The organism is Aeromonas sp. PrichA-15 (assembly GCF_017939245.1).
Lineage (GTDB): Bacteria > Pseudomonadota > Gammaproteobacteria > Enterobacterales > Aeromonadaceae > Aeromonas > Aeromonas caviae.
Genome location: NZ_JAGKRH010000003.1, coordinates 20,234 through 45,462 on the forward strand (window position 1 = coordinate 20,234; position 25,229 = coordinate 45,462).

A 25,229-nucleotide genomic window follows, 5' to 3' on the forward strand; every position below is an offset into this window, starting at 1 on the left:
TGTCGCACGGGCGCGACTGAGAATGTGGCTGAGAGTGCGGCTGAGAGTGCGCCGGCGTTTGCGGCATAAAGGGTCGCCCACAGAAACAAGAGACAAGAGACAAGAGACAAGAGACAAGAGACAAGAGACAAGAGACAACGTGGACCAGCCATGGATACAAGGCCGGTGGCGGTTCGAGCCCCATAAAAAAACCGACACCAGGGTGTCGGTTTTTTTATATCGGGAGGTGCGCCCTGCCTGCCACGCCAGTCTGGCGCCGGGTGAAGCGGGCGTCACGGGGAGGATCAGTAGAAGATCCGCTCCCCTCGCTCGCTCATCTTGAGCCAGACCGGCTTGGTGCTGGTCTTGCTCCAGATGCGGTGCAGGTAACTGTAGAAACGGGCGCGATCCCGGCGAAACAGCATCACCGGGAAGGCGAGCAAACCCGCCACCAAGACGAAGATGCGGCGAAGGATTATCTGAGTCAGGGAGAAGGGATGAAACATGATGTAACGCCTCACTGGTAAGACCACTGAACAAAGATTACGCCAATCATTGTAGGATTACTACATCGACAGCGCCATTTTTTGATAAAAAACGGGGCTAAAAGCCTAAAAATGAAACCGGGTTACATTCTTTAACTAAAAAACAACAAAGGTGGCAAAACGCGGCCCCTGTTCCAGAGTTAACGAGGACTGGACCAGAACGGGGGAACACAGGATGAAACTTGTGGATGCAGTGCTGCTGGGGGCATTGGGCGTGCTCGCCTGGAGCCAGTGGCAGGAGTGGCGGCTCAATCGTGACGATGCCATCGACATCCCCTATCACGGGGTCCCCACCGCCAGCCTGTGGCAATGCGGTTTGCTGATAAAGGAGATGGCCGCGCTGGCAGAACAGGGGAGCGAAGAGAGGTCCGGATCCAGGGGCGAGGCATTGGCCGAGATGGATATACATCTGCACAAGACGTGGCAACGGGAGGGTTGTTCACGGCTGACTGACATGCAATGAAGCATCATCCTGGGCCGCCATGGCGGATGGACAACGTCAGGGATATGGAAAACAGGCAGAAGATGGAGGCACGTTCCGGAGTCGAACCGGACTAAACGGATTTGCAATCCGCTGCATAACCGCTTTGCTAACGCGCCATGCTGACAAGGCATTGCCTTGAGAGTGATGTCCATGGTTGGTGCCATGGAGTATTGGAGCGGGAAACGAGACTCGAACTCGCGACCCCGACCTTGGCAAGGTCGTGCTCTACCAACTGAGCTATTCCCGCATGACTGCTTGCGTGCCAGTTACCTGACAACGAGGCGCATTATACGTACCCCGAGCCCGGGCACAACCCTTTTTTCTCACTTTGAGCCCTTTCTCGTGCTGTTTGCTCACCCTTTAGACGCCTTGGTCGAAAATCCCCCCGCTCCCTGTGACCCGACGAGCGAATTTAAGATAAAGCCATTGAAATAGTTAGCCTTTAGTCAGAAACTCATCGCGCTTAGTAACTGGATTCTCAATTGAAAATCATGCGATGAAATGGAACTTCAGGCCTCGGGGGCTCAGACCGCAGCTGATGCTGGCTTTTTTCATGTTGGGCCTGGTGCCCTTCCTGGTCGTCACCCTGTTTTTCCTCTATAGCCACGGCAAGGATCTCACCACCCAGACCTCCAACCATCTGGTCTCGGTGCGCAACATCAAGAAAAACCAGCTGCAAGACTACTTCGGCAACCTCAAGGAGCAGATCATCAACTTCTCCCAGCAGGACTTTGCCGGCAACAGTATCGGTCGCTTCTACGGTTTCACCGGTGCCTTCGAGAAGCTCGGCACCACGCCGCAGGAGGCCCGTGCCCGCGCCCAGGCCCGCTATGTGCCGGGCTCCTGGGACAAGCTGCAACAACCTGACAGTCAGGTGGAGATAGAGCCCTCCATCAGCGCCCTCATCCTGGCGGACGAGATGTATGGCCGCGTCCACCAGCGCTTCCATCGCGGCTACGCCGACATGGTGCGCAAATCCAACTACAGCGACATCTTCCTGGTCGACCTCAACGGTGACGTGGTCTACTCGGTCACCAAGCAGGCCAACTTCGCCACCAACCTGCTCTCGGGCCCCTACCAGTCCAGCGGTCTTGGCAACACCTTCGCCAAGATCAAGCGCCGCCTCGATGGCGGCCAGAAGCCCCAGCAGATCTTCGAGTTCACCGATTTTGGCCGCAACGAGCTGACCGGCCAGGTGGTCGCCTACCTCGCCGCTCCCGTGATGCAGTACGACTATGTGCGCGGCGTGGTCATCTTCGAGCTGCTGCCGGACAAGCTCAACCAGATCATGGCGGAGCGGGAGGGGCTCGGCGCAACCGGCGAGACCATTCTCATCGGCCCGGACAAGCGGATGCGCGCCAACGCCTGGCTCGCCCCCGAATTCAGCGTGGAGAACAGCTTCAGCCCCGACTTCCGACCGCTGCAGACCCCCCTCATCATCAAGGCCCTCTCCGGGGAGCAGGGGGTCGGCCCCTTCCTCTCCTACCACGATGACGAGGTGCTGGCCGCCTATACCCAGGTGAAGGTGTTCGATACCGAGTGGGCCTTCATCGCCGAGATCTCCACCAGCGAGGCCTATGCCCCCATCCGCCAGCTCGAGACCCTGGTGATCCTGCTGGGGGCAGGCTCACTGCTGCTGCTGATCCTCTTCTCCCGCTGGCTCTCCCACTCCATCACGGCGCCCCTGCGATCCCTCACCGCCGCCGCCGAACAGGTGGCGGACGGCGCCCTGGATCACCCCATCACCATCCCCCGCACCGACGATGACATCGACCGGCTGGCCCAGGCGTTTCGCCACATGCAGCGCTCGGTGAAGGACAAGATCGAGCTCATCGAACGCCAGACCCAGGAGCTGCAACAGCAGGTCAAGCTGACCCACAAGCAGAACCTCAGCCTGCAACAGGCGGACAAGCTCAAAGACGAACTCCTGGCCAACACCTCCCACGAGCTGCGCACCCCCATCCACGGCATCAAGGGGATGGCCGAGTCCATGCTCGCCAGCCAGCAGGACCTGACCGAAGGGCAGCAGAAACAGCTCGGCCTCATCATCAAGAGCGCCGACGGTCTGGCGCGCCTCGTGGACGACTTGCTCGACTACCACCAGATGCGCTACGGCCAGCTGGAGATCCACCCCCAGCCGGTCTCCTCCAAGGGGGTCATCCGGCTGGTGCTGGATCTCTGCCAGCACCTGGTACAGGCCAAGCCCCTCACCCTGGTGGACAAGAGCCCCGCCGAGCTGCCCCCTGTACTGGCGGACGAGCAGCGCCTCGAGCAGGTGCTCTACAACCTGGTGGGCAACGCCATCAAGTACACCCCCCAGGGCAAGGTGGTGCTGAGCGCCCTGGTGGAGGGCAACTTCCTGCGCATCAAGGTGACCGATACCGGCATCGGCATCGCCAGGGACCATCTGGAGCACATCTTCGAGCCCCTGGTGCAGATGAGCCCGGAAGTGAGCAAGCAGGGAGCGGGCCTCGGTCTCTCCATCACCCGCCAGCTGGTGCACCTGATGGGGGGGGAGCTGTTCGTGGAAAGCGAGCCGAGCGTCGGCTCCACCTTCGCCTTCACCCTGCCGCTGGCCAGCGGCAAGGCGGGCAGTCTGACCCTCGACAGCCGCCAGATAGAGCACCAGCTGGTACGCCAGCAGCCCGTCATCCTGCCGGACTGGGAGAGCGAGGATCTGCCGCCCCCGCCGCAAGATGCCCCCGTCATCCTGGTGGTGGATGACGAGCCCATCAATTTGCACATACTGCGCCACCTGCTACAGCCCTGCGGTTATCGCATCCTGCCCAGCAGCGACGGCCACGACGCCCTGACCAAGCTGGCTCAGGAGCCGGTGGATCTCATCCTGCTTGATGTGATGATGCCCACCCTCTCGGGCTTCGACGTCTGCCGCCGTCTGCGCCAGCAGCACCCCAAGGAGAAGCTGCCGGTGCTGCTGCTCACCGCCCTCAACCAGCCCAAGGAGATTGAAGAGGGTTTCAACGCCGGGGCCAACGACTATCTGGTGAAACCCTTCTGCAAGGAGGAGCTGTTCGCCCGGGTGAGAGCCCTGCTGGAGGCCAGCGCCGGGCGCGCCTCCCTGGTGGAGAACCGCCTGCTCAAACAGGAGATAGAGCACCGTCTGCTGCTCCAGGAGCAACTGCACCAGGATCAGGAGCGGCTCCTCGCCCTGCTAGGCGAGGGGGCCGACCCCATGGTCTTCCTCGATGAGCAAGGAGGGGTGCTGTTTGCCTCCCGGGCCCTGGCGCGCCTGCTGGGTCAGGAGCCGGAAGCCATGGAGGGGCAGATGCTGGACGAGTGGCTGGCCGCCCCGCTGGCAAGCCACTGGCCCGACATGACCACGCAGCCGGTGCGGGAGCTGGACTTCCTGGTGGCGGGCCAGCGAGACACCCTCAACGCCCGCGCCCTGCCCATCAACCTGGGGGGGCAGCACGCCTATGCGCTGACCCTTGGCACCGAACCGCGCCAGGACGACAATCGCATGGCTGCACTGGAGAACGCCCTCAAGAGCCTCTCTCGCCAGGCCATCATCGAGGATGGTCAGTTGCTGGGGGAACTGAGCCGCCTGGGAGGGGAGTTCAGGTCGCTGGCGGACGACCTCATTCGCCAGCAGGATGACGAACCTCTGCGCCGCGCCCTGGTGGACACCATGCGTCTCACCCTGGAGACCTGGCAGCAGAGCACCGGCAAGGGCAAGATAGTGCTGGCGGAGAAGAGCAAGCTGTGGCGGGTCTACATGGACCGCTCCAGTCCCCAGACCCGCACCCTCGACAAGTACCTGAACCTCGACACCCTGCCCAAGGCTCCGCGCTGGAAGACGGTGGTGGCCAGCGCCGAGTACGTGCTCAAGCACTGCGCCCTGAACGAGGTGCAGCACCAGAGTCTGCACCAGAGCACCCAGCGCCTTCGCCAGCTCGCCAGCCGCAAGGCATGAGTCTCCAACCCGCAGCCACGTTGCTCTGATGATGGCTGCGGGATAGAAAACCAAGCACCAATAGCCAACTCTGGACACATCTACTCGCAGGCTTTCTGCGCCTATCAGGGGGATCGCGATGGCTGAGCTCGCGGGGTCGGCCAGATGACCCTGCAGGTGCGGGCCCATGCCCCATCACCATGTTGGTGATGACCCCGGGAGACCTGTCTGGGCCGGCAAGTGGCTAATCAGGTGAATAGACATTCGAGAGAATGGGGTGAGACTTCGCGACCCCGTGACCACAGGCCCCAAATCGGAAAAGACATTGGGAGATGGCTGAGCCGGGGGATGGACAGAGATGAGATAGAAATGACAAACCCGCGACGGACGCGGGCTTGAGGGGAATAAATGGCGGAGAGACAGGGATTCGAACCCTGGGTGGCATTGCTGCCACAATTGATTTCGAGTCAATCCCGTTCGGCCACTCCGGCATCTCTCCACGGGCACTCATATTGACCCAACCCTAGCCGGGAAATCAATGTAAATCTCGTTGCAGATCAGACGACTGGCGATAAAACCGCCATCCGGCGATCCCGCCCCTCCCAACGCCAGTGACTTTCACCCGGCTGCGCCTCCTCGCTCACTGCCTCCACCCTGTACCCGGTTCCGGGCGGGTGAATACGGCGAGCCTGATGGGCCAGTGACACCCTGTGACGCGCTCGCCTCCGCCCTCCCGGCAGTCATGGTGCCGGACTGGTAATCCCCGCGGGATTCGTTGACAATCTCTGCTCATTTTTTGGAAGGGAACCCGTCCCTCGCCCCAGCCGATAGGAACAACCATGCTCAACACTCGTATCGTCTCACTGCTGCTGGCCGCCGCCAGCCTCTGGGCCGCACCTGTCTGGTCCAACACCTATCCCCTGCCGCCAGCGGACAGCCGTCTCATCGGCGCCCTGGAAGATTACATCGTACAGCCTGGCGATCATCTGGAACTGGTCGGCAAGCATACCCGGACAGGCTTTCTGGCACTGCTCGAAGCCAATCCCGGCGTAGACCCCTATCTGCCCCCCCCGGGCACCCGGCTCACTCTGCCGACCCAGATGCTGCTGCCCGACGTGCCGCGAGAAGGCATCGTCATCAACCTGCCTGAACTTCGCCTCTACTACTTCCCCAAGGGCAAGCAGGAGGTGATGGTGCTGCCCATCGGGATCGGTGACATCGGCCGCGAGACGCCGGAGATGACCACCACCGTCATTGCGAAAAATCCCAACCCGACCTGGGTGCCCGGCCCCATGGTCCGCAAGTCCTGGCTGGAGCAGAAGGGGATCGATCTGCCCGCCGTGGTCCCCCCCGGCCCCGACAATCCCCTCGGCAAGTTCGCCATGCGTCTTGGCTATGGCAACAAGGACTACCTCATCCACGGCACCAACAAGGATTTCGGGGTCGGTCTGCGAGTCAGCGCGGGTTGTATCCGGCTGCGCCCGGATGACATCGAAACCCTGTTTGGTCTTGTTCCCGTCGGCACCCCGGTCCGGGTCATCAACCAGCCGGTCAAGATGGCGGTGGAACCCGACGGTCGTCGCTGGCTGGAGGTACACTCCCCCCTCTCCCGCACCGAAGCGGAGATGGCACAGGGGGCGCCGCTGGTACTCTCCCCCGAAGCCGAGCAGTTCATCGCTGCCCCCGACATCGACAGTGCCCGGGTGACCGCCCTGCTCGAGCACAAGAGCGGGCTGCCCAAGCCCGTGAGCGGCTGAAGGCCTGACCACCATGAACAGAACGGGTCATGTGGTTTGCCTGTTGCTTCTGCTGCCTGGCTCCGCGGCGATGGCGGACATCCTCTGGATGCGCAACGGCGATCGTCTGAGCGGGACCATAGAGGAGATCACGGACGAGCAGATCCGTATCAAGCCCGCCTACAGCCAGGCCATGACGGTCCCGCGCCACGCCATCAAACGCTGGCGTCTGGACAAGCAGGAGAAACCCAAGCCGCTCACCAAGACGGGGATCCCCCTGCTGGACTCTCCTGACGAGGCCAATGCCTGGCTGCTGACAGGGAACGGGGATCTCAACATCAAGCTCAAGGAGAACACCAAGAAGACCAACAACGTCAATCTCAAGGTCTCCACCGAGTTTGCCAATCTGGACTGGCGTTACAGCCTGGATGGCGAGTACATCTACGAAACGGCGAACAACATCACCGACAGCCACGAATACAAGCTCAAACCCAAGCTCGACTTTTTCTTCGACGATCACTGGTTCCTGCGCTCTTCCGTCGACATCGATTACAACATGATCGATGCCGGCTATCTGGAGATTGACTATGCTTCCGGCCCCGGCTACCGCTTCTGGAATGACAGGCAACGCCGGCTGGAGATCATCAGCCAGCTCGGCCTGGAGCGGGCCTATTTCAGGCCGGAGGTGTGGAGCAACTCAGACCTGTTTGACGACAGGATCATCAATTACCCCTTCGTCAGCCTGGGTTGGGACTACCGGCAGCCCTTGGCACTCTGGGAAGAGAAGTTCGAGCTGTTTGGCAAGGGCAGTTATGAAAAATTCGTCGATCAACCCTCCCCCTACCTGACCAGAAAACAGTCCGTCAGCGGCAGCCTGGGCCTCAGGTACTATTTCAACGATCACCTGCGCCTCTCCTGGTCAAGCGAACTGGATTGGGACGATGCCTGGCTCGACTACCATGGCCTGAACATGGATGTGAGCGAGAAGGAGTGGCGTCACCTCATCACCCTGGGGGCGAGTTTTTAACCCGCCAGAAACGACACAGGCCCACCGAAGTGGGCCTGTGTTCATGGGTGCAAGACGAGCGCGTCAGAAATAGATCCGGGTGACCGACTCGATGACGCAGCCAGGGCGACGGATCCCCTCGATCTCTATCTTGATCTCCTTGAGGAGCTCGATGCCTCCCTTGATGGGCGTGACACGCGACAGCTTGGTACGGGCGCGGATGTTGCTGTCCACCTTGATAGGATAAGGGAAGCGGACCTGTTCCAGGCCGAAATTCACCACCATGCGGGCGGTCGGGAACTCCGGCGTGCTCTCGTCCACCGAACCGGTCAACTGGGGCAGCAGGGCCAGAGTCAGGAAGCCATGGGCAATGGTGGTCTTGAAGGGAGACTCGGCTGCCGCACGCTCGGGATCGGTGTGGATCCACTGATGATCGCCGGTCACGGTCGCGAACTGGTTGATCAACGCCTGGGTGACCTGCAACCACTCACCCACATGGGTCTCTTCACCGATGCGGGTCTGCAACTCGGCATAGAGTGCCGCCGCTTCGCCTTCGAGCTCCACCACGGGATCCTGCGCCAGGGCAGGCTGGCCATTCGCGACCTGGGTGACTCTGGCAGCCTCTTGCTGGCGGGTATCCTGGGACTCCCCCTGCAGATCCAGCACTCTTCCCAGCAAGGGGTGAAGGTGTGCCTTTTGCTGAAACTCACGCCAGTAGTCGCGGATCGCCGGAGAGAGCCAATCCTTGAGCTCAAAGGGGTGTTGCGCCAGAATTTCGCGCTTGTGCTTCAGAAAATCGACAACTTTCATTTACCGATCCCTATTCGATTCAAAGCCTGTAAAGAGGTCTAACCAGTCCTATTTTATGAAAGTTTCATCAGCAAGTACAAAAAAATCTCGGCGTACACCTGTACCAGGCGCGAGAGTGGTCACTAACATGCGAGCAAACACGGGCAGGAAAACGATTGAATGGAAGGCTGCAAACGAATCAACATCTGATCTGAAAAAGAGACAGGGCCCGTGTCGCCACTGAGCCCCGTCCTCGATCATCTCCCCTGGGCTGTCCACCAGGACTTGCGCTGCCCATCGTCCAGGAAACTCCAGGCGAGGACCCGGCTCACCTTGTTGCCTTGCGCCATGTCGATCACCCTGACATCCTGCGCCCCCACCCGAGCCAACGCCTTTCGTGCGGCAGGCAGGTTTTCCTTTTTCGACACCAGCGAGCTGAACCAGAGGCATTGGCTGGCAAACTCCTTGCTCTGCTCTATCATGGCCGCCAGAAACGCCGCCTCGCCCCCCTCGCACCAGAGCTCGGCCTTCTGGCCGCCGAAATTGAGCACGGGCGCCCCGGCCACTGCCTGGCCCTTGCCCAGGTTGCGCAGCTTTCGCTCCGTCCCCTTGCTCGCTTCCGCCAGAGAAGCATGAAACGGCGGGTTGCACAGAGTCAGGGCAAAGTGCTCCTTCGGCCCCAGGATCCCGCGAAAGACATGCTTGGGGTTACCCTGATGACGGCATGTGATCTGGTTGCCCAATCCATTGCTGGTGGCCAGCAGGGTCGCCGCCTTCACCGACACAGGATCGATGTCTGAGCCCACGAAGCGCCAGCCATACTCCCGGGCGCCCAGCAAGGGATAGATGCAGTTGGCCCCGACACCGACATCCAGCACTCGAACCTGCTTGCCCGTCGGTACGCATCCCGCGCTCTCGGCCAGCAGATCCGCGGCTCGATGCAGGTAGTCTACCCGGCCCGGAATGGGCGGGCAGAGATAGCCGGGGGGCAGATCCCAATGCGCAATGCCATAGTGCAGTGCCAGCAATGCCCGGTTGAGCGTCTTGACGGCGGCCGGATCGGCAAAGTCCAGGGTTCGGGTGCCGTGCTCGTTGGTGAACACGAAAGGCGTCAACGCCGGGGTACGCTGGCAGAGCGCGTCGAAGTCGTAGGGTGCCTGATGGCGATTGCGCGGGTGTAATCCGGTTTTCTGCTGGGGTGTCATGCTGGACCTGCCGAGGATCAAGGGGGCCACACTATAGAGAGTCGACCAGGGAAAGTCTAAACGAGGGTCATAAAAAAACCGGGCCCTGAGGGCCCGGTTCAAGTGAGGTTGGAAAAACAGTCCGTACTGCGAGCCGTTTGTCCAGCCTGACTCAGATGTCTATCCGGCGTGCCTGCCAGAATTTGCTGCGCCAGTAACTGCTGTCGAGCTTGGAGCGTGTCACCCCGGCGCGGGTGGAGGCATGGATGAATTCGCCATTGCCGACATAGATGCCTACGTGATTGAGGCGGCGGTTGATCTTGAAGAAGACCAGGTCTCCTTCGACCAGATCCTGTTTGGAAACCCGAGTGCCTTCATGGACCTGGGAGCGGGTATCACGGGGTAATTCGATGCCGACTGCATTGCGGAACACTTCACGGGCGAAGGCGGAGCAATCGATGCCTCGCTGGCTGCTGCCTCCCATCCGGTAAGGAACGCCGCGCCACTCTTTGTATACGGTCAGGATTTCGTTGACGTCAGGGGTTGGTGAAACTTCGGGTTCAATCACGGGTTCCATCATGGAAACCTCGATCTTGCTCGCGACCTCGGGTTGGGGTGCCGATGCACAACCCACCATTCCGAGCGCGACCAGCAGTAGCATCAGGTGGCGCAATCCTTTATCCCCGCAAAAAGAGTGAAACTTGTTAAAATGCAGCCCGAAAGGGCAATTTATAAGGCAACAGCACCCGACTATATCCAAGAATTCTATCGAGGCAAGCGAAAATCCCAATCGACCTCACATTTTTGCAAGGAAATGCTCTGTTTAGCGCAATTTATGTGATCATGCCCAAACAATATACAATCTTGAAAGCATCGGTTTTAAGCGCATCAAACGGACTGTTATCACTATTTCACCCCCATTTTTAAGTGAAATATTATGCTATCTGCGGATCTCTATTTGTTAAATACGGCAAGCGTTGATGCAGACCTGGTGATCAGGCTGGCATCCGAACTCGCCCCGGATGAACGCCGTCACTGGCACGAGATCCACCAGGCGGGTCGCCAGCATGAGTACCTGCTCGGCCGGGTGCTGCTGCGCCGCCTGCTGGCCGAGCGACTCCATTGCCGGGCCGATGCCCTGACTTTTGGCATCGGTGCGCATGGCAAACCGACACTGCTCAGTCATCGCTGGCAGTTCAACCTCAGCCACAGCGGAGAGTGGCTGGTGATCGCCCTCTGTGAGGAGGGCCCCCTTGGGGTGGACATCGAGATGGGATTGCGTCACCGCCCCATACTGCCGCTGGCCAAACGCTTCTATGCGCCAAGCGAATACCAATGGTTGAACACCCAGCCTCGAGAGGAGCAACATTCGGCCTTCTATCGGCTATGGTCTCGCAAGGAAGCTGTGCTCAAGGCGCATGGCGACGGTATTTCCGCCGGACTCGACAAGATCTGCTTCCTTCCGGAGCAGGCATGGCAGCTCAATAATCATCTCGACAATCGCCACTATGAAATCCGTGACTGGCCCACGGGCAGCGGATGGCTCAGCCTGGCTGCCCCGACCCGCCGGGTCGATGCCCATCTGCTGGATGCACGCTTGAATTCCACCCCGCTGGACCCCATGTTGATCCACACCATTTTTCGAGAGTCAGCCTCATGATCGTCGACATCACTCCCCAGAACTTCCACGCAGAATTGCTCGATGCGTCCATGAAAAAGCCGGTCGTCATCTATTTCCACGCCCCCCAGATGCCGGAGTGCCAGGCCATGACCCCGCAAGTGGAAGCGCTGGTCGGCCCGGCCAATGCGGCGGTGACCCTTGCCAAAGTCGACATGAACGACCCCCAGTTGCAGCCTCTGGCCAGCCAGCTTGCCTTGCGCGCACTGCCCGCGCTGGTGCTGTTCCATCAGGGGCGCCCGGATGAACAGGCCATTCTGGAAGGGCCGCAGGATGAAGCCACATTGCGCCAATATTTCGCCGCCTTTGCCCCCAAAGAGGAGGAGTTACTGCTCGATAAGGCAAAGCAGGCGCTGGAGAACGGGCAAGCCGATGTGGCGCACACCCATCTTGGCCAGGCCCATCGCCTCGCCCCCGAGCGTCACGACATCACGCTCTGGCTGATACAGGCCGCGCTGGATCTCAATCTCCTTGACGAGGCGCAGAGCCTGCTTTCGACCATCCCCATGGTGGCACAGGATGATCATTACCAGACCCTGAGCTCCCGCCTCTCGCTGGCGCTGCAGGCCAGCGACAGTCCTGAGCTACGCGCCCTGGAGCTGCGCCACGCTGAACAGCCGGATGACCATGCCCTCGCCCAGGAGCTGGCGGTGCTCTACAGCCAGGTTGGTCGACAGGAAGAGGCATTGGCCCTGTTGTTCACCATACTCAAACGTGATCTCGCCTTTGGCGATGCCAAGAAGATCTATCTCGATGTGCTGGCAACCATGGGCGCGCACCCGGCGGCGCAGAGTTATCGTCGCAAGCTCTACAGCCTGCTCTATTGAGCGACAGGAAAATCAGAAGAGGGGATGCCGATTCGTCGGCATTGCCTTGTCAGGCGGGTTTCAGCGGGGAAACGCGGTAATTTGATGAATTTCAGGCAAAAAAAATGGCGCATTGAAATGCGCCATTTTTTCGCATGGATTACTTCTTGTAGGAAGTAGCCATGTTGTCGATGCGCTGGTTAGCACGCATAGCTTCTTGCTTGGCTTCTGCAACATCAGCAGCGATCTTGGACTGATCAGCACGAACAGCGCTAACATCTTGAGCCAGTTGGTCAACTTTGTTAGACAGATTCTGAACGGAAGTTTCCAGTTCGCTGGTGTTTGCACAACCGCCCAGCAGAGCGGACAGACCAACAACACCTACCAACAACATTTTTTTCATTTTTAAAAGCTCCCTTTAACTCGCCAGACGTTTAGCAAGCGGCGTGATTATGGCACAAAAAAATCATAGTTTGGATAGGCCTCATCACAGATAAATGCGTTAAAACCCTCATTTTTTTTTAGCTGCACACTTTCCGTACAAACTTTAAGCAAAAATGAGTGTCCCTGGATGAGGTTCGCACAAAGCGTAACCAAAATTTGGGCTTATTACAATTTCGTATGAGGCTCAGGCTGAACGTTCTGACAGCAATTGACGATATTGCACCAGATCTTCGATGGTCAGGACCGGCATCCGGTGCTGGCGACCGAAGGCCACCAGGTCCGGCAACCTGGCCATGGAGCCATCTTCCTTGGTCAACTCGCACAATACTCCGTAAGGTTTGAGCCCGGCGAGCTGCATCAGATCGACGGTCGCTTCGGTGTGACCACGGCGGGTCAGCACCCCACCCGTGCGGGCGCGCAGCGGGAAGACATGGCCGGGTCGATGCAGATCGGAGGGCCGGGCACCGTCGGCGATGGCCGCACGGATGGTGGTGATGCGATCGGCGGCGGACACCCCGGTGGTCACCCCCTGCGCCGCTTCGATGGTCACAGTGAAGGCAGTCTGATAGTGGCTGGAGTTGGCCTCCACCATCATCGGCAGCTCGAGCTGGCGAACCCGCTCGTCGGTCAGACAGAGGCAGACGATGCCGGAGCACTCGCGGATCATCATGGCCATCTGCTCGTTGGTCATGGTTTCTGCGGCAAAGATGAGATCGCCTTCGTTCTCACGATCTTCATCATCGGCCACCAGCACACCCTGACCGGCACGCAGGGCGGCCAGCGCGGCTTCGACGCGAGCAATGGGATCACCGAATTCACTGAGTAGAGACTGATTCATGGTAAGACTCCTAAAAAAGACAAGGACCAGAATCAGGGCATGGAAAGGCAGACAGAAGTAGCCATGCGGCGGCCAACCCGGCAGGGTCTGGCCAGCAATATCTGTCTTATCCTCTTTCATCCGGACTATGACCGTCGGCTCCGGCATCTCACCGGATCTGCTGACCCCGTCCCGGATGAATGCCGGGTCGGGCGCTCGCGGGCTCCCCGAGTCACATCGGGATACCGCCGGTGGGGAATTTCGCCCCGCCCTGAGAATAAGCGCAGACAGCCTAAAGAAAAAAGACGCAGGATGCCAGCCAAAAACCCATCAAAGACAAACCGGGTGCTGGCTGCACGGCAATTTTCGCGCGAGCACCACCCGATACACGGCGCGCTGTCCTTTCTGATTTCGTTTGTGGCATAGTGCCAGCAAAAACGCGCGCGCCCGCGCAGACCGGGTGCCAACATCACAAACGGAATCATGACAGAGATGGAAAAGAAAATACTGCTGACCGATTGCCCCGACGCCAAGGGTCTCATCGCCAAGATCACCAACATCTGCTACAAGCACCAGCTCAACATCAACAAGAACGACGAGTTCGTGGATCACGAAAACGGCCGCTTCTTCATGCGCACCGAGCTGGAAGGGCGCTTCAACGACGAGACCCTGCTGGCCGACCTCGATGATGCCCTGCCTGCCGGCGCCCAGCGTCGTCTCGTCAAGGCGGGCAAGAAGCGCATCGTCATCCTGGTGACCAAGGAGACTCACTGCCTCGGCGACATCCTGATGAAAAACTATGCCGGCGCCCTGGACATGGACATCGTCGCGGTCATCGGCAACTACGACACCCTCGCCGAGCTGACCGGCAAGTTCGACATCCCCTTCCACTGCGTGAGCCACGAGGATCTCAGCCGCACCGAGCATGAGGAGCAAGTGCGCACGCTCATTGATGGCTACCAGCCGGATTACGTCATCCTGGCCAAATACATGCGTGTGCTGACCCCAAGCTTCGTGGAAGCCTATCCGCGCAAGATCATCAATATCCACCACTCCTTCCTGCCTGCCTTCATCGGTGCCCGCCCCTATCGTCAGGCCTTCGACCGCGGGGTCAAGCTGATTGGTGCCACCGCCCACTTCGTCACCGACGATCTGGATGAAGGCCCCATCGTCGAGCAGGACGTGATCCACGTCGATCACACCTTCAGTGCCGATGACATGGCCAAGGCCGGACGCGACGTGGAGAAATCCGTGCTGAGCCGGGCGCTGGAACTGGTGCTGAACGAGCGGGTCTTCGTCTACGGCAACAAGACCGTCGTGTTCAAGTAAGCGGCTGCGCGCCCCCAGAAAAAAGGCTCCCGAGGGAGCCTTTTTCATTGCGCGGCACTCACGGGTGCAGCGGCAGACCATTGACGGTCACGGCCCCTTTGTCGAGCTTGAGCTCGGCCTGAAGCTGTGACTCCTGCGCCTTCAGATATCCCATGGCAGTGAATTGCTCCAGCATGGGGGCCAACTGGGGAACGGCCTGGCCCAGCTTCTCCCCAAGGTGGGCATGAAGCAGACCGGAGAGTGCCTGCATCCCCTCCTCGCTGCCCATCAACTGTGCCAGGGTGGTGGGCGCCAGCTTGGCCTCCCCTTGCAGGCTGACAGGCTCACCGTTCAATCGCGCACTCAGATCCGCCAGTTCCAGCGTGGCCCCTCTCTGGAGCATCTTGTCCAGCGCTTCCTGGATGGCCGCTTCGTCCACCCGTTTGCTGCTGGCCTCTTGCAGCGTCTGATACCCCTCGAGATCCAGCCCCTTGAGGGAGAGATCCAGATTTCCCTGGGTCAGCGCGAGCCGGTCTTCCTCGCTCTCCATGTTGAGGGTCGCCACCTTCATCTGATAGCGAGTGGAGAGCGTCTGAAGATCGTCCCCCGCCAGCTCGGTGGCCGTGGTCAGCCCCTCCAGCGTGATCTTGACGTTCCCCGGCTGGGTCAGGGTGAAGGCCGTGAGGGTCGCATCGCTGCGGGGAGAGAGCCAGAGCCCGCTGATCTCGGCCATGTCGGCACTGCCCTTGAGATCCGCCAAGGCCAGATCTGTCTTGCTCTGGGCATCGTGGACCGTCATCCCCAACCAGTGGGCGGTGAGATGGCCATTGCCGTCGAGATCCCCGCGATAGTCGCCGTTCAAGGGCAGGAAGGTGAACTCGTTGAGCCCCTCCTTGACCTTGAAGTCACTCACCCAGAAGCGGGAACTGTTGCTCATGGTCCAGAGGCTGCTCGCCGATTCTGCCCCCAGTTGCCACTGCTGCATCCCCAGAGAGGTCAGGATGGGCGCCAGCGTGCCCTGTGCGGTATCAAGCTGGAGGTGGCTCTTGATATAGAGCGGCAACAGGCGGCTGTTGAACGCGAACTGCATCTCGATGGGTTCGCTTCCCGCCAGCTGGGGATCAAAACTCGCCAGCGTCTGGGGCGGCACCACCACCTTGAGCACGCCGTCGCGGGTGAACAGATTCTCCGTCTCCGGGCTCCAGGTGACCTCGATCCCGCTCTCCTGCTGCGCCCTGGCGATCTGCTCGGCCAGGATCCGGTCGAACGTATTGCCCGTGTACCAGCAGGCGCCAAGCCCTCCCACCACCAACACGGCTCCGACGGCCAAGGCCACTTTTTTCTTCATCAGTTCTGTTTCTCCACAATGGTTCAATGGCGGGTGCATGGGCGCACTCTACGGGGAGGATGGGCATCAACACAAGCCAGACAACGGCTTGGGGCCAACGCTCTGGCTGTCACAGCAGGGGGCTGAACAGGTAGAAAATGTTCTCAAGCAATTTTTTGTACCAGGGGCGGGCACGCCACCTGGTCAGTGACATGGGGGTCGCCTCCAGCATGTAGCCCTGCACCAGCTGGTTCATCTCGGCGACAAACACCGGGTTGTCGATGAGCAGGGTGATCTCGAAATTGAGCCAGAGACTGCGCCGGTCGAGGTTGACCGTGCCCACCAGGGCGAAATCATCGTCCACCAGCACGCTCTTGGTGTGCAGCAGTCCGGCATCATAGCGGTATATCTCCACTCCTGCCGCCAGCAGATCCTCCATGAAGGAGTTGCTGGCGTGGTTGGCCATCAGTGAGTCGTTGCGCGCAGGCAGAACTAACTGCACCAGCACGCCGCGGGCCGCCGCCGAAGAGAGGGCCGCAGCCAGCGGATCGTCCGGCACGAAATAGGGGGTGGTCAGCACCAAATGATGACGAGCCTGGTAGATGGCGAGCAGCAGGCTCTGCTGGATGCAGTCACCGCCGACGAAGGGGCCGGAGGGAATGAGCTGGGCCCGATAGTTGGTCTGTGGCCAGGCTTCCGGCTCATGTTGCAGACTGTCGAGCAGCCGTTCGCCGGTCTCCATCTCCCAGTCCCAGACGAAGGTGGACCACATCAACGGCACCACGGGGCCCTGCACCCGGATCATGATGTCGACCCACTGGCCGACCCCGGCATCCTGCTTGAAGAAACGGGGATCCACCATGTTCATGGAGCCGGTGTAACCAACCTTGTCATCGATCACCACCAGCTTGCGGTGCATGCGCAAGTCCTGGCGCTGAAACGGGATACGCCAGGCGCCGACCGGCAACACTTCCACGACTTTGACACCAGCGGCACGCAGGGTTTTAGGCCAGGAGGAGCGGAAGAAAGTCTTGCTGCCGATGGAGTCGAGCAAGACACGACAATCCACGCCGCGTGCCGCCACCTCCATCAACGCCTCGCATACCTCGTCCACATCCCCGCCGGGGTGCCAGATGTAGAACTCCAGATAACAGGATTGGGAGGAGCCCCGGATGTCGCGCACTATCTCCTCTACGATGCTCTTGGGCTTGTGCAGCAGGGTCATCCGGTTGCCCGAGAGCATGGGCATGGCCAAGCGCCCCTGGATAAGATCGTGGAGCGGGCGTGCCTTGCTGCCCACCTCGCAGCAGTGCTGGGGGAAGAGGCGCGCGAGCTGGCGGATCCAGATGGCGTAAGGACGGTACATGGCCTGGGCCCGCTCCGCCCGCTTGCGACCGAGGCGAATCTCGCCAAACAGCACGTAGAAACCGACCCCGGCGAAGGGGATGGCATAGATGAGGGCCAACCAGGCGAGGGATACCCCGATGGGACGTCGCTTCATCACCACCCGCAGGGAGATCCCTGCCACGATCACGGTGTGAAACAACAGCAACAACCAGCCGAGAAAGCGGGAAAACAGCAACTGAATGTCGTATTCCAGACCGTCGAGCAAGGCGACTCCTTGGTGTATTGGACAGATGGCACGGGCAGACCCCACAGGGTCGGGATGGTATGCTATGGGGCACACCCATTCTATCAGGTCGTTAGCATGATCCTGCAATCTATGCTGCTGAGTCTGGCCATGCTAGGTCAAGGCTCATATGACATCAATGAGCAGCAGATAAATCAGTACCTGCAGTCCCAGGTGCAAGTGGACAAACAGCTGGAATTGCCCGGCATCATCAAGGCCCATGTGCAACTCGAGCAGAGCGATGTGCAGATTGGTCGCCAGAGCCCGGATACCGCCAGGGTGTTTGGCAAAGGCAAGCTGAAAATCGCGCTCCCGGATCAGACCGAGTACGACGCGCGCCTCAACATGACCTATGAGGCGAGGCCTCGCTACGACAAGGCCAGGAGTGCGCTCTTCCTCGACAACATGAAGCTCATCGATTACAAGCTGGAGCCTGCCGCGGCGGAACAGAAGTTTGGTTTCATGCTGAGGATGCTGCTGCAGAGCATGGAGAAACGGCTGGAGACCCAGCCTGTCTACAAGCTGGATGACAAGGATCCCAATCAGGCCTGGCTCAAGGAAAATCTGCTGGGGCTGGAGCTGTCACCAGGCAAGATCCACCTGCTGACCAAACCCCAATAAGACGTCAGTTGAAAACAGGCGCCTTCGCCTGGCGCACCAGCAGCTCGATCTGGTAACCCTGTTCGTGCTGCTGGTGATAGAGAGAGTGGAGGGGCCCGTCGAGTTCATGCAGGGGAAGGTGGTCAAATCCCGCCTTGAGGTAGAAGGGTTTCTCGAACGGCAGGGCATGACAGATCACGGGCTTGTCGGAAAGATCGCGGCAGGCATGTTGCAGCAAGCGGGACCCCAGCCCCAGGGACTGGTAGTGAGGGAGCAGACGAAAGCCGCACAAGTGGTAATAATCCTGTTCATCGCGCAGGCGCACCGCCCCCACCAGCCAGTGCGCGTCACGGACCACAAAAATCCGTTCTGCCAAATCCGGCACATAGTGGGAAAACGTCGTCTCGTAATAGTCTCTGATGAGGGAAAGATCCGCATCACAGTACTCTTCGAATCTGAGCTCCATCGCTCGCCTGCTTGTCATGCCCATTTCGCTCTGGCCATACCGGCCCTCTCCTGCTCGCTCGCTGGCTCCACGAAGAGATCAGACCAGAGTGGAGCAACAGCAAGATAACACGCCTTTAACTTACAAAAAAGCCAATAACTCGATGGAAAAGACGAGGTTGCGATCATCCGCCCCTTGACGCCATGAGCCGCGCCCCTTGTCCTGAGTGAGCACTCAGGTGGGACGTCCCTCTGCCATCACATTTCCAGCCTCCCCTGTTCACGGGCACTTGTTCTGCGCCATCCCGAATGCTTTACTCAACGTGGCTAACGAGGCTTAAGGAGCAAGCCGTTGAAAGCATGGATGTTGCTGGGCATGATGCCGCTGTTTTCCCACGCAGCCCCGGCTCAGATACCGCCGCCGGCAGAGGTGGTGATCCTGACCCCGGAGACGGCTGTCTCCTCCCCGGTTCCCACGCTGCGTACCGTGGCGCTCACCACGGCGCCGCTCCCCTCCCCTGAACCCGCCAAGCCTGCAAGCCGTCAGATCCAGGTCTACAAGTCGGTACAAAAGAACGGGGTCATACGCTATTCCGACATGATGCCGGAGCAGGGTCACTACGAACTGCTGCTGTTCAACGACTGCTATGCCTGCGATCCGGCGTCCAAGGTCAACTGGCACACGACAGGCCTCTTCCTCTATGACTACGCCAGCACTATACAGGCGGCAGCCAAGACTTATCAGGTCGAGCCTGCCCTCATCCGGGCGCTGATCCATGCCGAGTCCGCCTTCAATCCCCTGGCCGTCTCCCGCAAGGGCGCCATGGGACTGACCCAGCTGATGCCCGCCACGGCGCGCGAGCTCGGGGTCGGCAACGCCCTGCTGGCGGAGCAGAACATCTTTGGCGGGGTGAAATACCTGGCGGGTCTGCTCAAGCAGTATGACGGCAATGTGGCCCTGGCCACCGCCGCCTACAATGCAGGCGCCGGTGCGGTGCAAAAACACGGCGGCATCCCTCATTGGCCGAAACCCGGGCCTATGTGGAACGAGTCAAGCTGCTGCATCAGCGCTACAAAGAGATGCTGAGCGCCAAGGGACTGTGATCATGCCGTACCCTATCGTCAGCATGGCGCCCTGCCCGGTATTCCTTCAGGCATAAAAAAACACGCCCGGGGGCGTGTCGATACCACACGTTAACTAGCAACACATCACTCTTTCGTGGCGATCACACGATAGGCCAATGCACCCAGAATGGCACCGACAATGGGGGCAACCCAGAACAGCCAGAGCTGGCCCACGGCCCAGTCACCGACAAAAAGCGCCACGCCAGTGCTGCGCGCCGGGTTGACCGAGGTGTTGGTCACCGGAATGCTGATGAGGTGGATGAGGGTCAGGCACAGACCGATGGCGATGGGAGCAAACCCGGCCGGCGCACGGCTGTCGGTGGCCCCCATGATGACAAACAGGAAGAAACCGGTCATCACCACTTCACACACCAGTGCGGCCAGCAGGCTGTAACCACCGGGGGAATGCTCGCCATAGCCGTTGGAAGCAAAGCCTGCGCTCACATCAAAACCCGCCTGTCCGCTGGCAATGACATAGAGCACGCCACCTGCCACGATCCCGCCAAGCACCTGGGCCACGATGTAGGGCAGCACGTTGGAGGCCGGGAAGCGACCACCAGCCCAAAGTCCGACGGTCACGGCCGGGTTCAGGTGGCAACCCGAGATATGACCGATGGCATAGGCCATGGTCAGCACGGTCAGGCCGAACGCCAGGGCCACGCCCAGCAGGCCAATCCCCACATTGGGGAAGGCAGCAGCCAGCACGGCGCCCCGCAGCCCCCCAGCACCAGCCAGAAGGCTCCCATAAATTCAGCAGCAAAAGGTTTCACTCTTGTCTCTCCCATGATGATTAACACGAGAGCCAGAAAGGCTCATACGGACACAGTTATTGAACAGGCGCCATATTATGGGAGTGTGGCGGAGCAAGACGAAACCGACCCGGCTCATCGCGGATATGTGATGAATGTCACAAGTTATTGATAAAGTAGAAAGATATTCATCCGCTCGGTGCGCTTCTCCATGGGAGTCCCATCGAGGGATGCGACAGATTGTGACCCGACCAGCGATTTTGCCAGCAGCTCCCCGCGCTCCCCTGCCAACACCAGAAGCCCTCCCCCGGGGATCAGCGATAACGGCCGCGCACCGATCCGCTGGCCCGCCCAGCCATGCGAATGAGGCTCTGACTGGTGTGGAAGTGGCAAAGCGCCACCCCGAGGGCATCCGCCGCATCCGCCTGGGGGGTGGCAGAGAGCTTGAGCAGATGAGTCACCATGTGCTGCACCTGCTCCTTGGCTGCGCCACCGGTGCCCACCACCGCCTGCTTGATCTGGGTGGCCGAGTACTCGCTCACCGGCAGCAGGGCGTTGACCGCCGCGACGATGGCACTTCCCCTGGCCTGGCCGAGCTTCAGGGCCGAGTCCGCGTTGCGCGCCATGAAGACCCGCTCGATGGCGAACTCGTCCGGCTTGAACTGGGTGATGATCTCGCTCACCCCGTCATAGACCTGCTTCAGGCGAGACGGCAGCTCCCCCAGATCGGTGCGGATGCAGCCCGATCCCAGGTATTCCGCCTTGCCCGCGACGATGCGAATGACCCCGTAACCGGTGATGCGCGAACCGGGATCGATCCCCAGAATGATGCTCATGAACGGAATACCCCGCCCACTGCGGTCAGCCATCTCATCTTCGACACCTTCTTCATTGCGATCTCTTGCCCTGCAGCTCTTGATGGCCGCCAAGATAACAAACCCGCCTTCGCTTGGCTCGCTCGCTGGCACCTTTCCCGGCTGACTGCGCAAGGAGCCACCATCTCATACAGTGCTCTGCCGCTTCTCTGGCCAGTGATGCCTGCCGGCGTCACCAGCCCCTTGCCTCCGGGTCATCCCTTTGCCAGGGCGACGAGGCGCTCCGCCAGTCGATGGCTTTTCAGGTAGCTCTCGACCAGCGCCCCGTCTGCCCGCCCGACGTCAATCTGCCCATACCAGTGCTCGAGCATGGCGACAAAGCCTCGGCTCGCCAGCACGGGCTGCCAGTCGCCCGGAGCCAGAGTCTGCACTGTGTTGTCTCGCGCAAGCAGGCCACGGGTGCAATTCTCGATATGCAATGAGAGGTTGTCGCCATAGGCATCGATGCGCTCCTCGGTCATGCCGGCGCTGCGATTCATGCTGCCGCTCACCGCCATCTGCCCGCGCTGCCAGGCAACGCTCACCCCGGCCAGCAGCTCGGGCTGCTCACTGCTGCGTCGCAGCACCGCATGCAGCTCCCCGTCCGGCTCGCCGCCATAACAGCAGAGGCTGTCGAGCACATGGATACAGTCGTCGAACAAGAACTGGCGAGGCGCCCCCGGCAGGGCGTGCCTGTGCTTTTGCCAATGGAGCTCGGTCAGCGGCTGGCCGCGTGCGGCGGCCATGGCGGGCAGATAGCGACGGTTGAAGCCCACAAACAGCGGGCAGTCCCTAGCGATGGCGAGATTGGCGAGCGCCTCCACCTCTCCTGCGTTGTCACACAGCGGCTTGTCCACAAAGGTGGGAATGCCTGCACGCAGGCACAGCTCCGCCAGTTTGCCGTGCACGGCGGTGGCTGCGTGGATCATCACCGCATCAGGTCGGCTCGCCAGCAGCGCATCGACCTCGGTAAAACACTCGCCAATCCGGTACTGGCGCGCCAGTTTGCCGAGCACCGAGGGACTCCGGGTACAGAGCAGCGGGGTGACTCGCTCGTCGTTTGCAAGCAGCGGCAGATAGGCCTTCCGGGCGATATCGCCAAGGCCAATCAGGGCAATGCGCATGGGCACTCCTCTCAAGGGGATAACCAGATAACTGCCTGCACGATCTCAGGATTTCCCTCGCAGATCCAGCCTTGGCGCATCTCGCTCCAGGCGCCTTCTGATGCAATGCGGCATCGCCCCGCGACACCCTGGCCACCTTCCTCCATCGCAGCAAACCCCGGCGGCGCTTGAGCGGCAAACCGCGATAGCAAAACAGGCAGGGCGACAACAGTCGCCCTGCCTGTTACACCCGCACACACCACCGCACTCGGGCGATTGGCGCTCTTCTCACGTCGAGTTACTCTGCCGATCCGGCCTGCTCTTTGGCATCCCGCCACTTGCCAATCCTGGCGCCCAGCTCGGCGCAAAGCATGGCGCTGACCATGGCACCTATCATCCGGGTCATATCCGACATCTCTGTTGCAACCGGAAGCAGGGGCACGATCAGGTTAAAGGCGATGAGCCCCATCACCAGCCCGAGCCCGCTGCCAATCTTCTCTCTTCGGGATCGCGTTGTTATCGCCATCTGATTGCTCCTGACCAAACCCTTTCGACAATATTATCAAACAATGCGTTCAACAGAGGTCTTGCAATGCTTCGAACTGCCTGTGCCCCACTCTATAAACTGTTATCAGACATATTTATCGACAATTAATCCATTATATAAACGGGCTGCCAGACGTTATTCTGCCCATGAACATTATTTCGCCAGCACTGTCAGTGGGGGCGACCACATACTTCCCCCAACAGCCCTCATCCTCAATAGCGATAATCGGCCTGCGCCTTTCACAAACCACAAGAGCGTCGCCATATCGCTCTTTGTGTTCAGCGTCGGGGAGATGGGCAAAGATATTGGAAAGTCGATGTTTTTCCTATGGTTGCATCACTTTTCCACTCGCATGATCAGGTTCGTTTGGCTTATCATAGCCACTCGATACCTATTGAACCGCATAGATAATTGCCTCTTCTGACACTCAGGACATATCAGACACAGCCGCTTGCGAGAATGAGCACGCCTGGCGCCGATATTAAACATCAGCCCGCGTTAATATCTCTTATATCAGCAAGTGTCGATATTTCACTCCACCCGAAGACGCTTTTCTCTGGCCTCACTGGCATGTCTGAATCTCGCTATTAAATATAAATGGCAAGGAATCGCTATGGATAAATCGTTTCGTCTTGCACCTCTCAGCTGTGTATTGATTGCCGCCGTGGGTTGCAGCTCTCAGCAGATGCAGAATTTCAAATCCACGGTCAATGATATCGGCAAGGATTACGGCATGCCGGTGCTTTGTGGGGCTGGCATGATTGCAGGAGGGGCTGCGGGCTACGCCATCAACGGGAAAAAAGGGGCTGTCGCGGGGGTTGCCCTCGGTGGGGCGCTGGGCTGCGCAGCAGGCTATATGTGGCAGTCCAGGCTACAAGAGCTTGACCGGATAGCAAAGGAAGAGAATCTCAACATCGCTACCGAGAAACTGACCGTTGCCGAGCCAGCCGCAGTGACCGGTGTCCCTCAGGACGCCGGCCTTGTGGCCCAGATCCCCGATTCCGGCATGTTCTCGAGTGGTTCTGCCCAGCTCACAGAAAGCGGCCTGCGCGTGGTCACGAAACTGGCCCAGCTCTATGCCAAACCCGCAGCCGCAGACGCCTCGGATCAGCGCCGTATCCTTCTCGTCGGCCACAGTGACGCCACCGGCCCTGCAGAACTCAACCTGCGACTCTCCGAGCAACGTGCGCGAGCCGTCGGCAAGGTCCTGGTCGCATCGGGGATCCCGGCCTCTTCCATTTACTATCAAGGCGCGGGTTCGTCGCGTCCCATCGCAGACAACAGCGACCCCTTGCTTCGCGGTCAGAATCGCCGGGTCGAAATTGTAGAACTGGCGAACGAGCAGGCTCTGGTCATGCGGGCCCAATCCGAAGAGAACAACACCCGCTATCTGCGTTATGGCGCTTCCGATACGGCCAAGCCTCGTGTGGCTGCGACCAAACCGGCGGCTCAGTCCGCAAGCGGTTCAAGCAAGGTGGCGGCCACGTCGCAAACCGCCCCTCGCCAACCCGCCGCCAAGCAGAGCGCCTCAAACACCAGCACGACCAAGGCCCTGCCCAATGCCAAGGCCGCAGTGGACTTCGGCGGCAAGCCTGCCGGCACCTATCAGTGGAACATGGCCCAGAACATCAAACCCAAGGCGAGTGGTTTTGCACTGATCAGCAGCGCATACGCAAGCGACATGCCGATGTCGAGCTGTGAGGCAGATAAGCCACGCAGTGCAGGCCAGGTACTGAGCATGGCAGACGACAAGCCTCTCCCGCGCCATGCCACCAAGGAGTACATGCCCGGCTATAACAATCGCGTCTGGGCCAATACCGTCAACGGCCACCTGGTGACTGTCTCTCCGGTTTCCATCTTGCGTGACAACGCCCAGGTCGATCGTCAACCGATCCTGCAAGTCGTTCAGGGTTACAAATCCTCGAATCAGAAGAAGCCCCAGACCCTCAAGGCGGTGGCCAACACCTATGAGGGCGAGAGTGAGGTGCTATACCGCGTCTTCACCAGCGATCCCAAGGCGTCGGTGTCCTGCATGGACCTCGTGTTCAGCAAAGGCAACGCCAAGGTCAGCCAGGGAGCCCTGTTCTACCCGGCAGGTTCCGAGGCTTATGTGGCTTCGTACCTGCCCATTCCCGCCACCCATTCCAAATAAGAAAACGGA

General features: G+C 60.0%; 21 protein-coding genes, 3 tRNA genes, 2 pseudogenes and 1 riboswitch. Of the genes and pseudogenes, 10 read left to right on the forward strand and 16 right to left on the reverse strand.

Annotation, left to right across the window (positions count from 1 at the left end; genetic code table 11):
• Nucleotides 1-284: 284 nt before the first annotated feature.
• A complete protein-coding gene (locus tag J9889_RS00815) occupies nt 285-485 on the reverse strand; it encodes a YbfA family protein (RefSeq protein WP_045523888.1) in 201 nt (66 codons plus the stop codon).
• A 214-nt stretch (nt 486-699) separates the two neighbouring features.
• Here J9889_RS00815 and J9889_RS00820 point away from each other — a divergent pair, with 214 nt between their 5' ends.
• Complete coding sequence (locus tag J9889_RS00820; RefSeq protein ID WP_203764560.1) at nt 700-987, forward strand: hypothetical protein; 288 nt, start codon at nt 700-702, stop codon at nt 985-987.
• 63 nt (nt 988-1,050) lie between these two features.
• On the opposite strand, the gene J9889_RS00825 is transcribed toward J9889_RS00820, so the two are convergent.
• Nucleotides 1,051-1,124: transfer RNA gene (locus J9889_RS00825), tRNA-Cys, on the reverse strand.
• Nucleotides 1,125-1,179: 55 nt separating this feature from the next.
• Nucleotides 1,180-1,255 (reverse strand) — tRNA-Gly (locus J9889_RS00830).
• A gap of 249 nt (nt 1,256-1,504) precedes the next feature.
• On the opposite strand from J9889_RS00830, the gene J9889_RS00835 reads away from it, so the two are divergent.
• Entirely contained in the window at nt 1,505-4,942 is a 3,438-nt protein-coding gene (locus J9889_RS00835; protein ID WP_210555821.1) for an ATP-binding protein, read from the forward strand.
• A gap of 388 nt (nt 4,943-5,330) precedes the next feature.
• Here the strand turns inward: J9889_RS00835 and J9889_RS00840 are convergent.
• A tRNA-Ser gene (locus J9889_RS00840) sits at nt 5,331-5,420 on the reverse strand.
• Between the two features lie 340 nt (nt 5,421-5,760).
• Between J9889_RS00840 and J9889_RS00845 the strand changes: the two genes are divergently transcribed.
• Nucleotides 5,761-6,678, forward strand: a complete 918-nt coding sequence (locus tag J9889_RS00845) for a L,D-transpeptidase family protein (RefSeq protein ID WP_104454528.1) — start codon at nt 5,761-5,763, stop codon at nt 6,676-6,678.
• Between the two features lie 13 nt (nt 6,679-6,691).
• Nucleotides 6,692-7,684: a DUF481 domain-containing protein gene (locus tag J9889_RS00850; RefSeq protein ID WP_042864215.1), complete on the forward strand. Its 993-nt coding sequence runs from the start codon at nt 6,692-6,694 to the stop codon at nt 7,682-7,684.
• A gap of 63 nt (nt 7,685-7,747) precedes the next feature.
• Here the strand turns inward: J9889_RS00850 and J9889_RS00855 are convergent, their stop codons facing one another.
• The 3 genes from J9889_RS00855 to J9889_RS00865 all read right to left on the reverse strand — a co-directional run bounded on the left by J9889_RS00855 (nt 7,748) and on the right by J9889_RS00865 (nt 10,297).
• Complete coding sequence (locus tag J9889_RS00855) at nt 7,748-8,473, reverse strand: MaoC family dehydratase (protein WP_042864216.1); 726 nt, start codon at nt 8,471-8,473, stop codon at nt 7,748-7,750.
• A 236-nt stretch (nt 8,474-8,709) separates the two neighbouring features.
• Nucleotides 8,710-9,657 carry a 23S rRNA (adenine(1618)-N(6))-methyltransferase RlmF gene (gene rlmF, locus J9889_RS00860; RefSeq protein WP_104454529.1) on the reverse strand — a complete coding sequence of 316 codons (948 nt, stop codon included), beginning with the start codon at nt 9,655-9,657 and terminating at the stop codon, nt 8,710-8,712.
• A gap of 151 nt (nt 9,658-9,808) precedes the next feature.
• Entirely contained in the window at nt 9,809-10,297 is a 489-nt protein-coding gene (locus J9889_RS00865; protein WP_039039319.1) for an NlpC/P60 family protein, read from the reverse strand.
• 276 nt (nt 10,298-10,573) lie between these two features.
• Between J9889_RS00865 and J9889_RS00870 the strand changes: the two genes are divergently transcribed.
• Both J9889_RS00870 and J9889_RS00875 read left to right on the forward strand, forming a co-directional pair.
• Complete coding sequence (locus J9889_RS00870) at nt 10,574-11,296, forward strand: 4'-phosphopantetheinyl transferase superfamily protein (protein WP_210555822.1); 723 nt, start codon at nt 10,574-10,576, stop codon at nt 11,294-11,296.
• Complete coding sequence (locus J9889_RS00875; protein ID WP_201890182.1) at nt 11,293-12,141, forward strand: tetratricopeptide repeat protein; 849 nt, start codon at nt 11,293-11,295, stop codon at nt 12,139-12,141. The genes J9889_RS00870 and J9889_RS00875 overlap by 4 nt, the downstream gene beginning before the upstream one ends.
• Nucleotides 12,142-12,280: 139 nt before the next feature.
• Here the strand turns inward: J9889_RS00875 and J9889_RS00880 are convergent, their stop codons facing one another.
• Both J9889_RS00880 and ribB read right to left on the reverse strand, forming a co-directional pair.
• Nucleotides 12,281-12,523 (reverse strand): Lpp/OprI family alanine-zipper lipoprotein, encoded by a 243-nt coding sequence (locus J9889_RS00880; protein ID WP_010634682.1) that lies wholly within the window; start codon nt 12,521-12,523, stop codon nt 12,281-12,283.
• A 225-nt stretch (nt 12,524-12,748) separates the two neighbouring features.
• On the reverse strand, nt 12,749-13,402 hold the full coding sequence (gene ribB, locus J9889_RS00885) for a 3,4-dihydroxy-2-butanone-4-phosphate synthase (RefSeq protein ID WP_010673523.1): 654 nt from the start codon (nt 13,400-13,402) through the stop codon (nt 12,749-12,751).
• Between the two features lie 104 nt (nt 13,403-13,506).
• Nucleotides 13,507-13,664: riboswitch (FMN riboswitch) on the reverse strand.
• A 209-nt stretch (nt 13,665-13,873) separates the two neighbouring features.
• On the opposite strand from ribB, the gene purU reads away from it, so the two are divergent.
• On the forward strand, nt 13,874-14,710 hold the full coding sequence (gene purU / locus J9889_RS00890; protein ID WP_029313992.1) for a formyltetrahydrofolate deformylase: 837 nt from the start codon (nt 13,874-13,876) through the stop codon (nt 14,708-14,710).
• A 58-nt stretch (nt 14,711-14,768) separates the two neighbouring features.
• On the opposite strand, the gene J9889_RS00895 is transcribed toward purU, so the two are convergent.
• Both J9889_RS00895 and cls read right to left on the reverse strand, forming a co-directional pair.
• Nucleotides 14,769-16,037 carry a DUF945 family protein gene (locus J9889_RS00895; RefSeq protein ID WP_102948767.1) on the reverse strand — a complete coding sequence of 423 codons (1,269 nt, stop codon included), beginning with the start codon at nt 16,035-16,037 and terminating at the stop codon, nt 14,769-14,771.
• A 109-nt stretch (nt 16,038-16,146) separates the two neighbouring features.
• On the reverse strand, nt 16,147-17,628 hold the full coding sequence (cls, locus tag J9889_RS00900) for a cardiolipin synthase (RefSeq protein ID WP_010673520.1): 1,482 nt from the start codon (nt 17,626-17,628) through the stop codon (nt 16,147-16,149).
• A gap of 96 nt (nt 17,629-17,724) precedes the next feature.
• Between cls and J9889_RS00905 the strand changes: the two genes are divergently transcribed.
• Nucleotides 17,725-18,267 (forward strand): DUF1439 domain-containing protein, encoded by a 543-nt coding sequence (locus J9889_RS00905; RefSeq protein ID WP_029313991.1) that lies wholly within the window; start codon nt 17,725-17,727, stop codon nt 18,265-18,267.
• A 4-nt stretch (nt 18,268-18,271) separates the two neighbouring features.
• On the opposite strand, the gene J9889_RS00910 is transcribed toward J9889_RS00905, so the two are convergent.
• Nucleotides 18,272-18,730: a GNAT family N-acetyltransferase gene (locus J9889_RS00910; RefSeq protein ID WP_029313989.1), complete on the reverse strand. Its 459-nt coding sequence runs from the start codon at nt 18,728-18,730 to the stop codon at nt 18,272-18,274.
• A 324-nt stretch (nt 18,731-19,054) separates the two neighbouring features.
• Between J9889_RS00910 and J9889_RS00915 the strand changes: the two are divergent.
• Nucleotides 19,055-19,794: pseudogene (locus J9889_RS00915) on the forward strand (lytic transglycosylase domain-containing protein).
• Nucleotides 19,795-19,899: 105 nt separating this feature from the next.
• Here J9889_RS00915 and aqpZ read toward each other — a convergent pair.
• From aqpZ to J9889_RS00935, 4 genes and pseudogenes are all read right to left on the reverse strand, one after another.
• Nucleotides 19,900-20,585: pseudogene (gene aqpZ / locus J9889_RS00920) on the reverse strand (aquaporin Z).
• Between the two features lie 293 nt (nt 20,586-20,878).
• A complete protein-coding gene (gene ruvC / locus J9889_RS00925) occupies nt 20,879-21,400 on the reverse strand; it encodes a crossover junction endodeoxyribonuclease RuvC (protein ID WP_210555823.1) in 522 nt (173 codons plus the stop codon).
• Nucleotides 21,401-21,633: 233 nt separating this feature from the next.
• Entirely contained in the window at nt 21,634-22,542 is a 909-nt protein-coding gene (locus tag J9889_RS00930) for a Gfo/Idh/MocA family oxidoreductase (RefSeq protein WP_210555824.1), read from the reverse strand.
• 277 nt (nt 22,543-22,819) lie between these two features.
• Nucleotides 22,820-23,047: a hypothetical protein gene (locus J9889_RS00935; RefSeq protein ID WP_041214736.1), complete on the reverse strand. Its 228-nt coding sequence runs from the start codon at nt 23,045-23,047 to the stop codon at nt 22,820-22,822.
• A gap of 634 nt (nt 23,048-23,681) precedes the next feature.
• Here J9889_RS00935 and J9889_RS00940 point away from each other — a divergent pair.
• The gene (locus J9889_RS00940; protein ID WP_167825447.1) at nt 23,682-25,220 is read left to right on the forward strand and encodes an OmpA family protein; all 1,539 of its coding nucleotides are present in this window, start codon (nt 23,682-23,684) and stop codon (nt 25,218-25,220) included.
• Nucleotides 25,221-25,229: the final 9 nt, after the last annotated feature.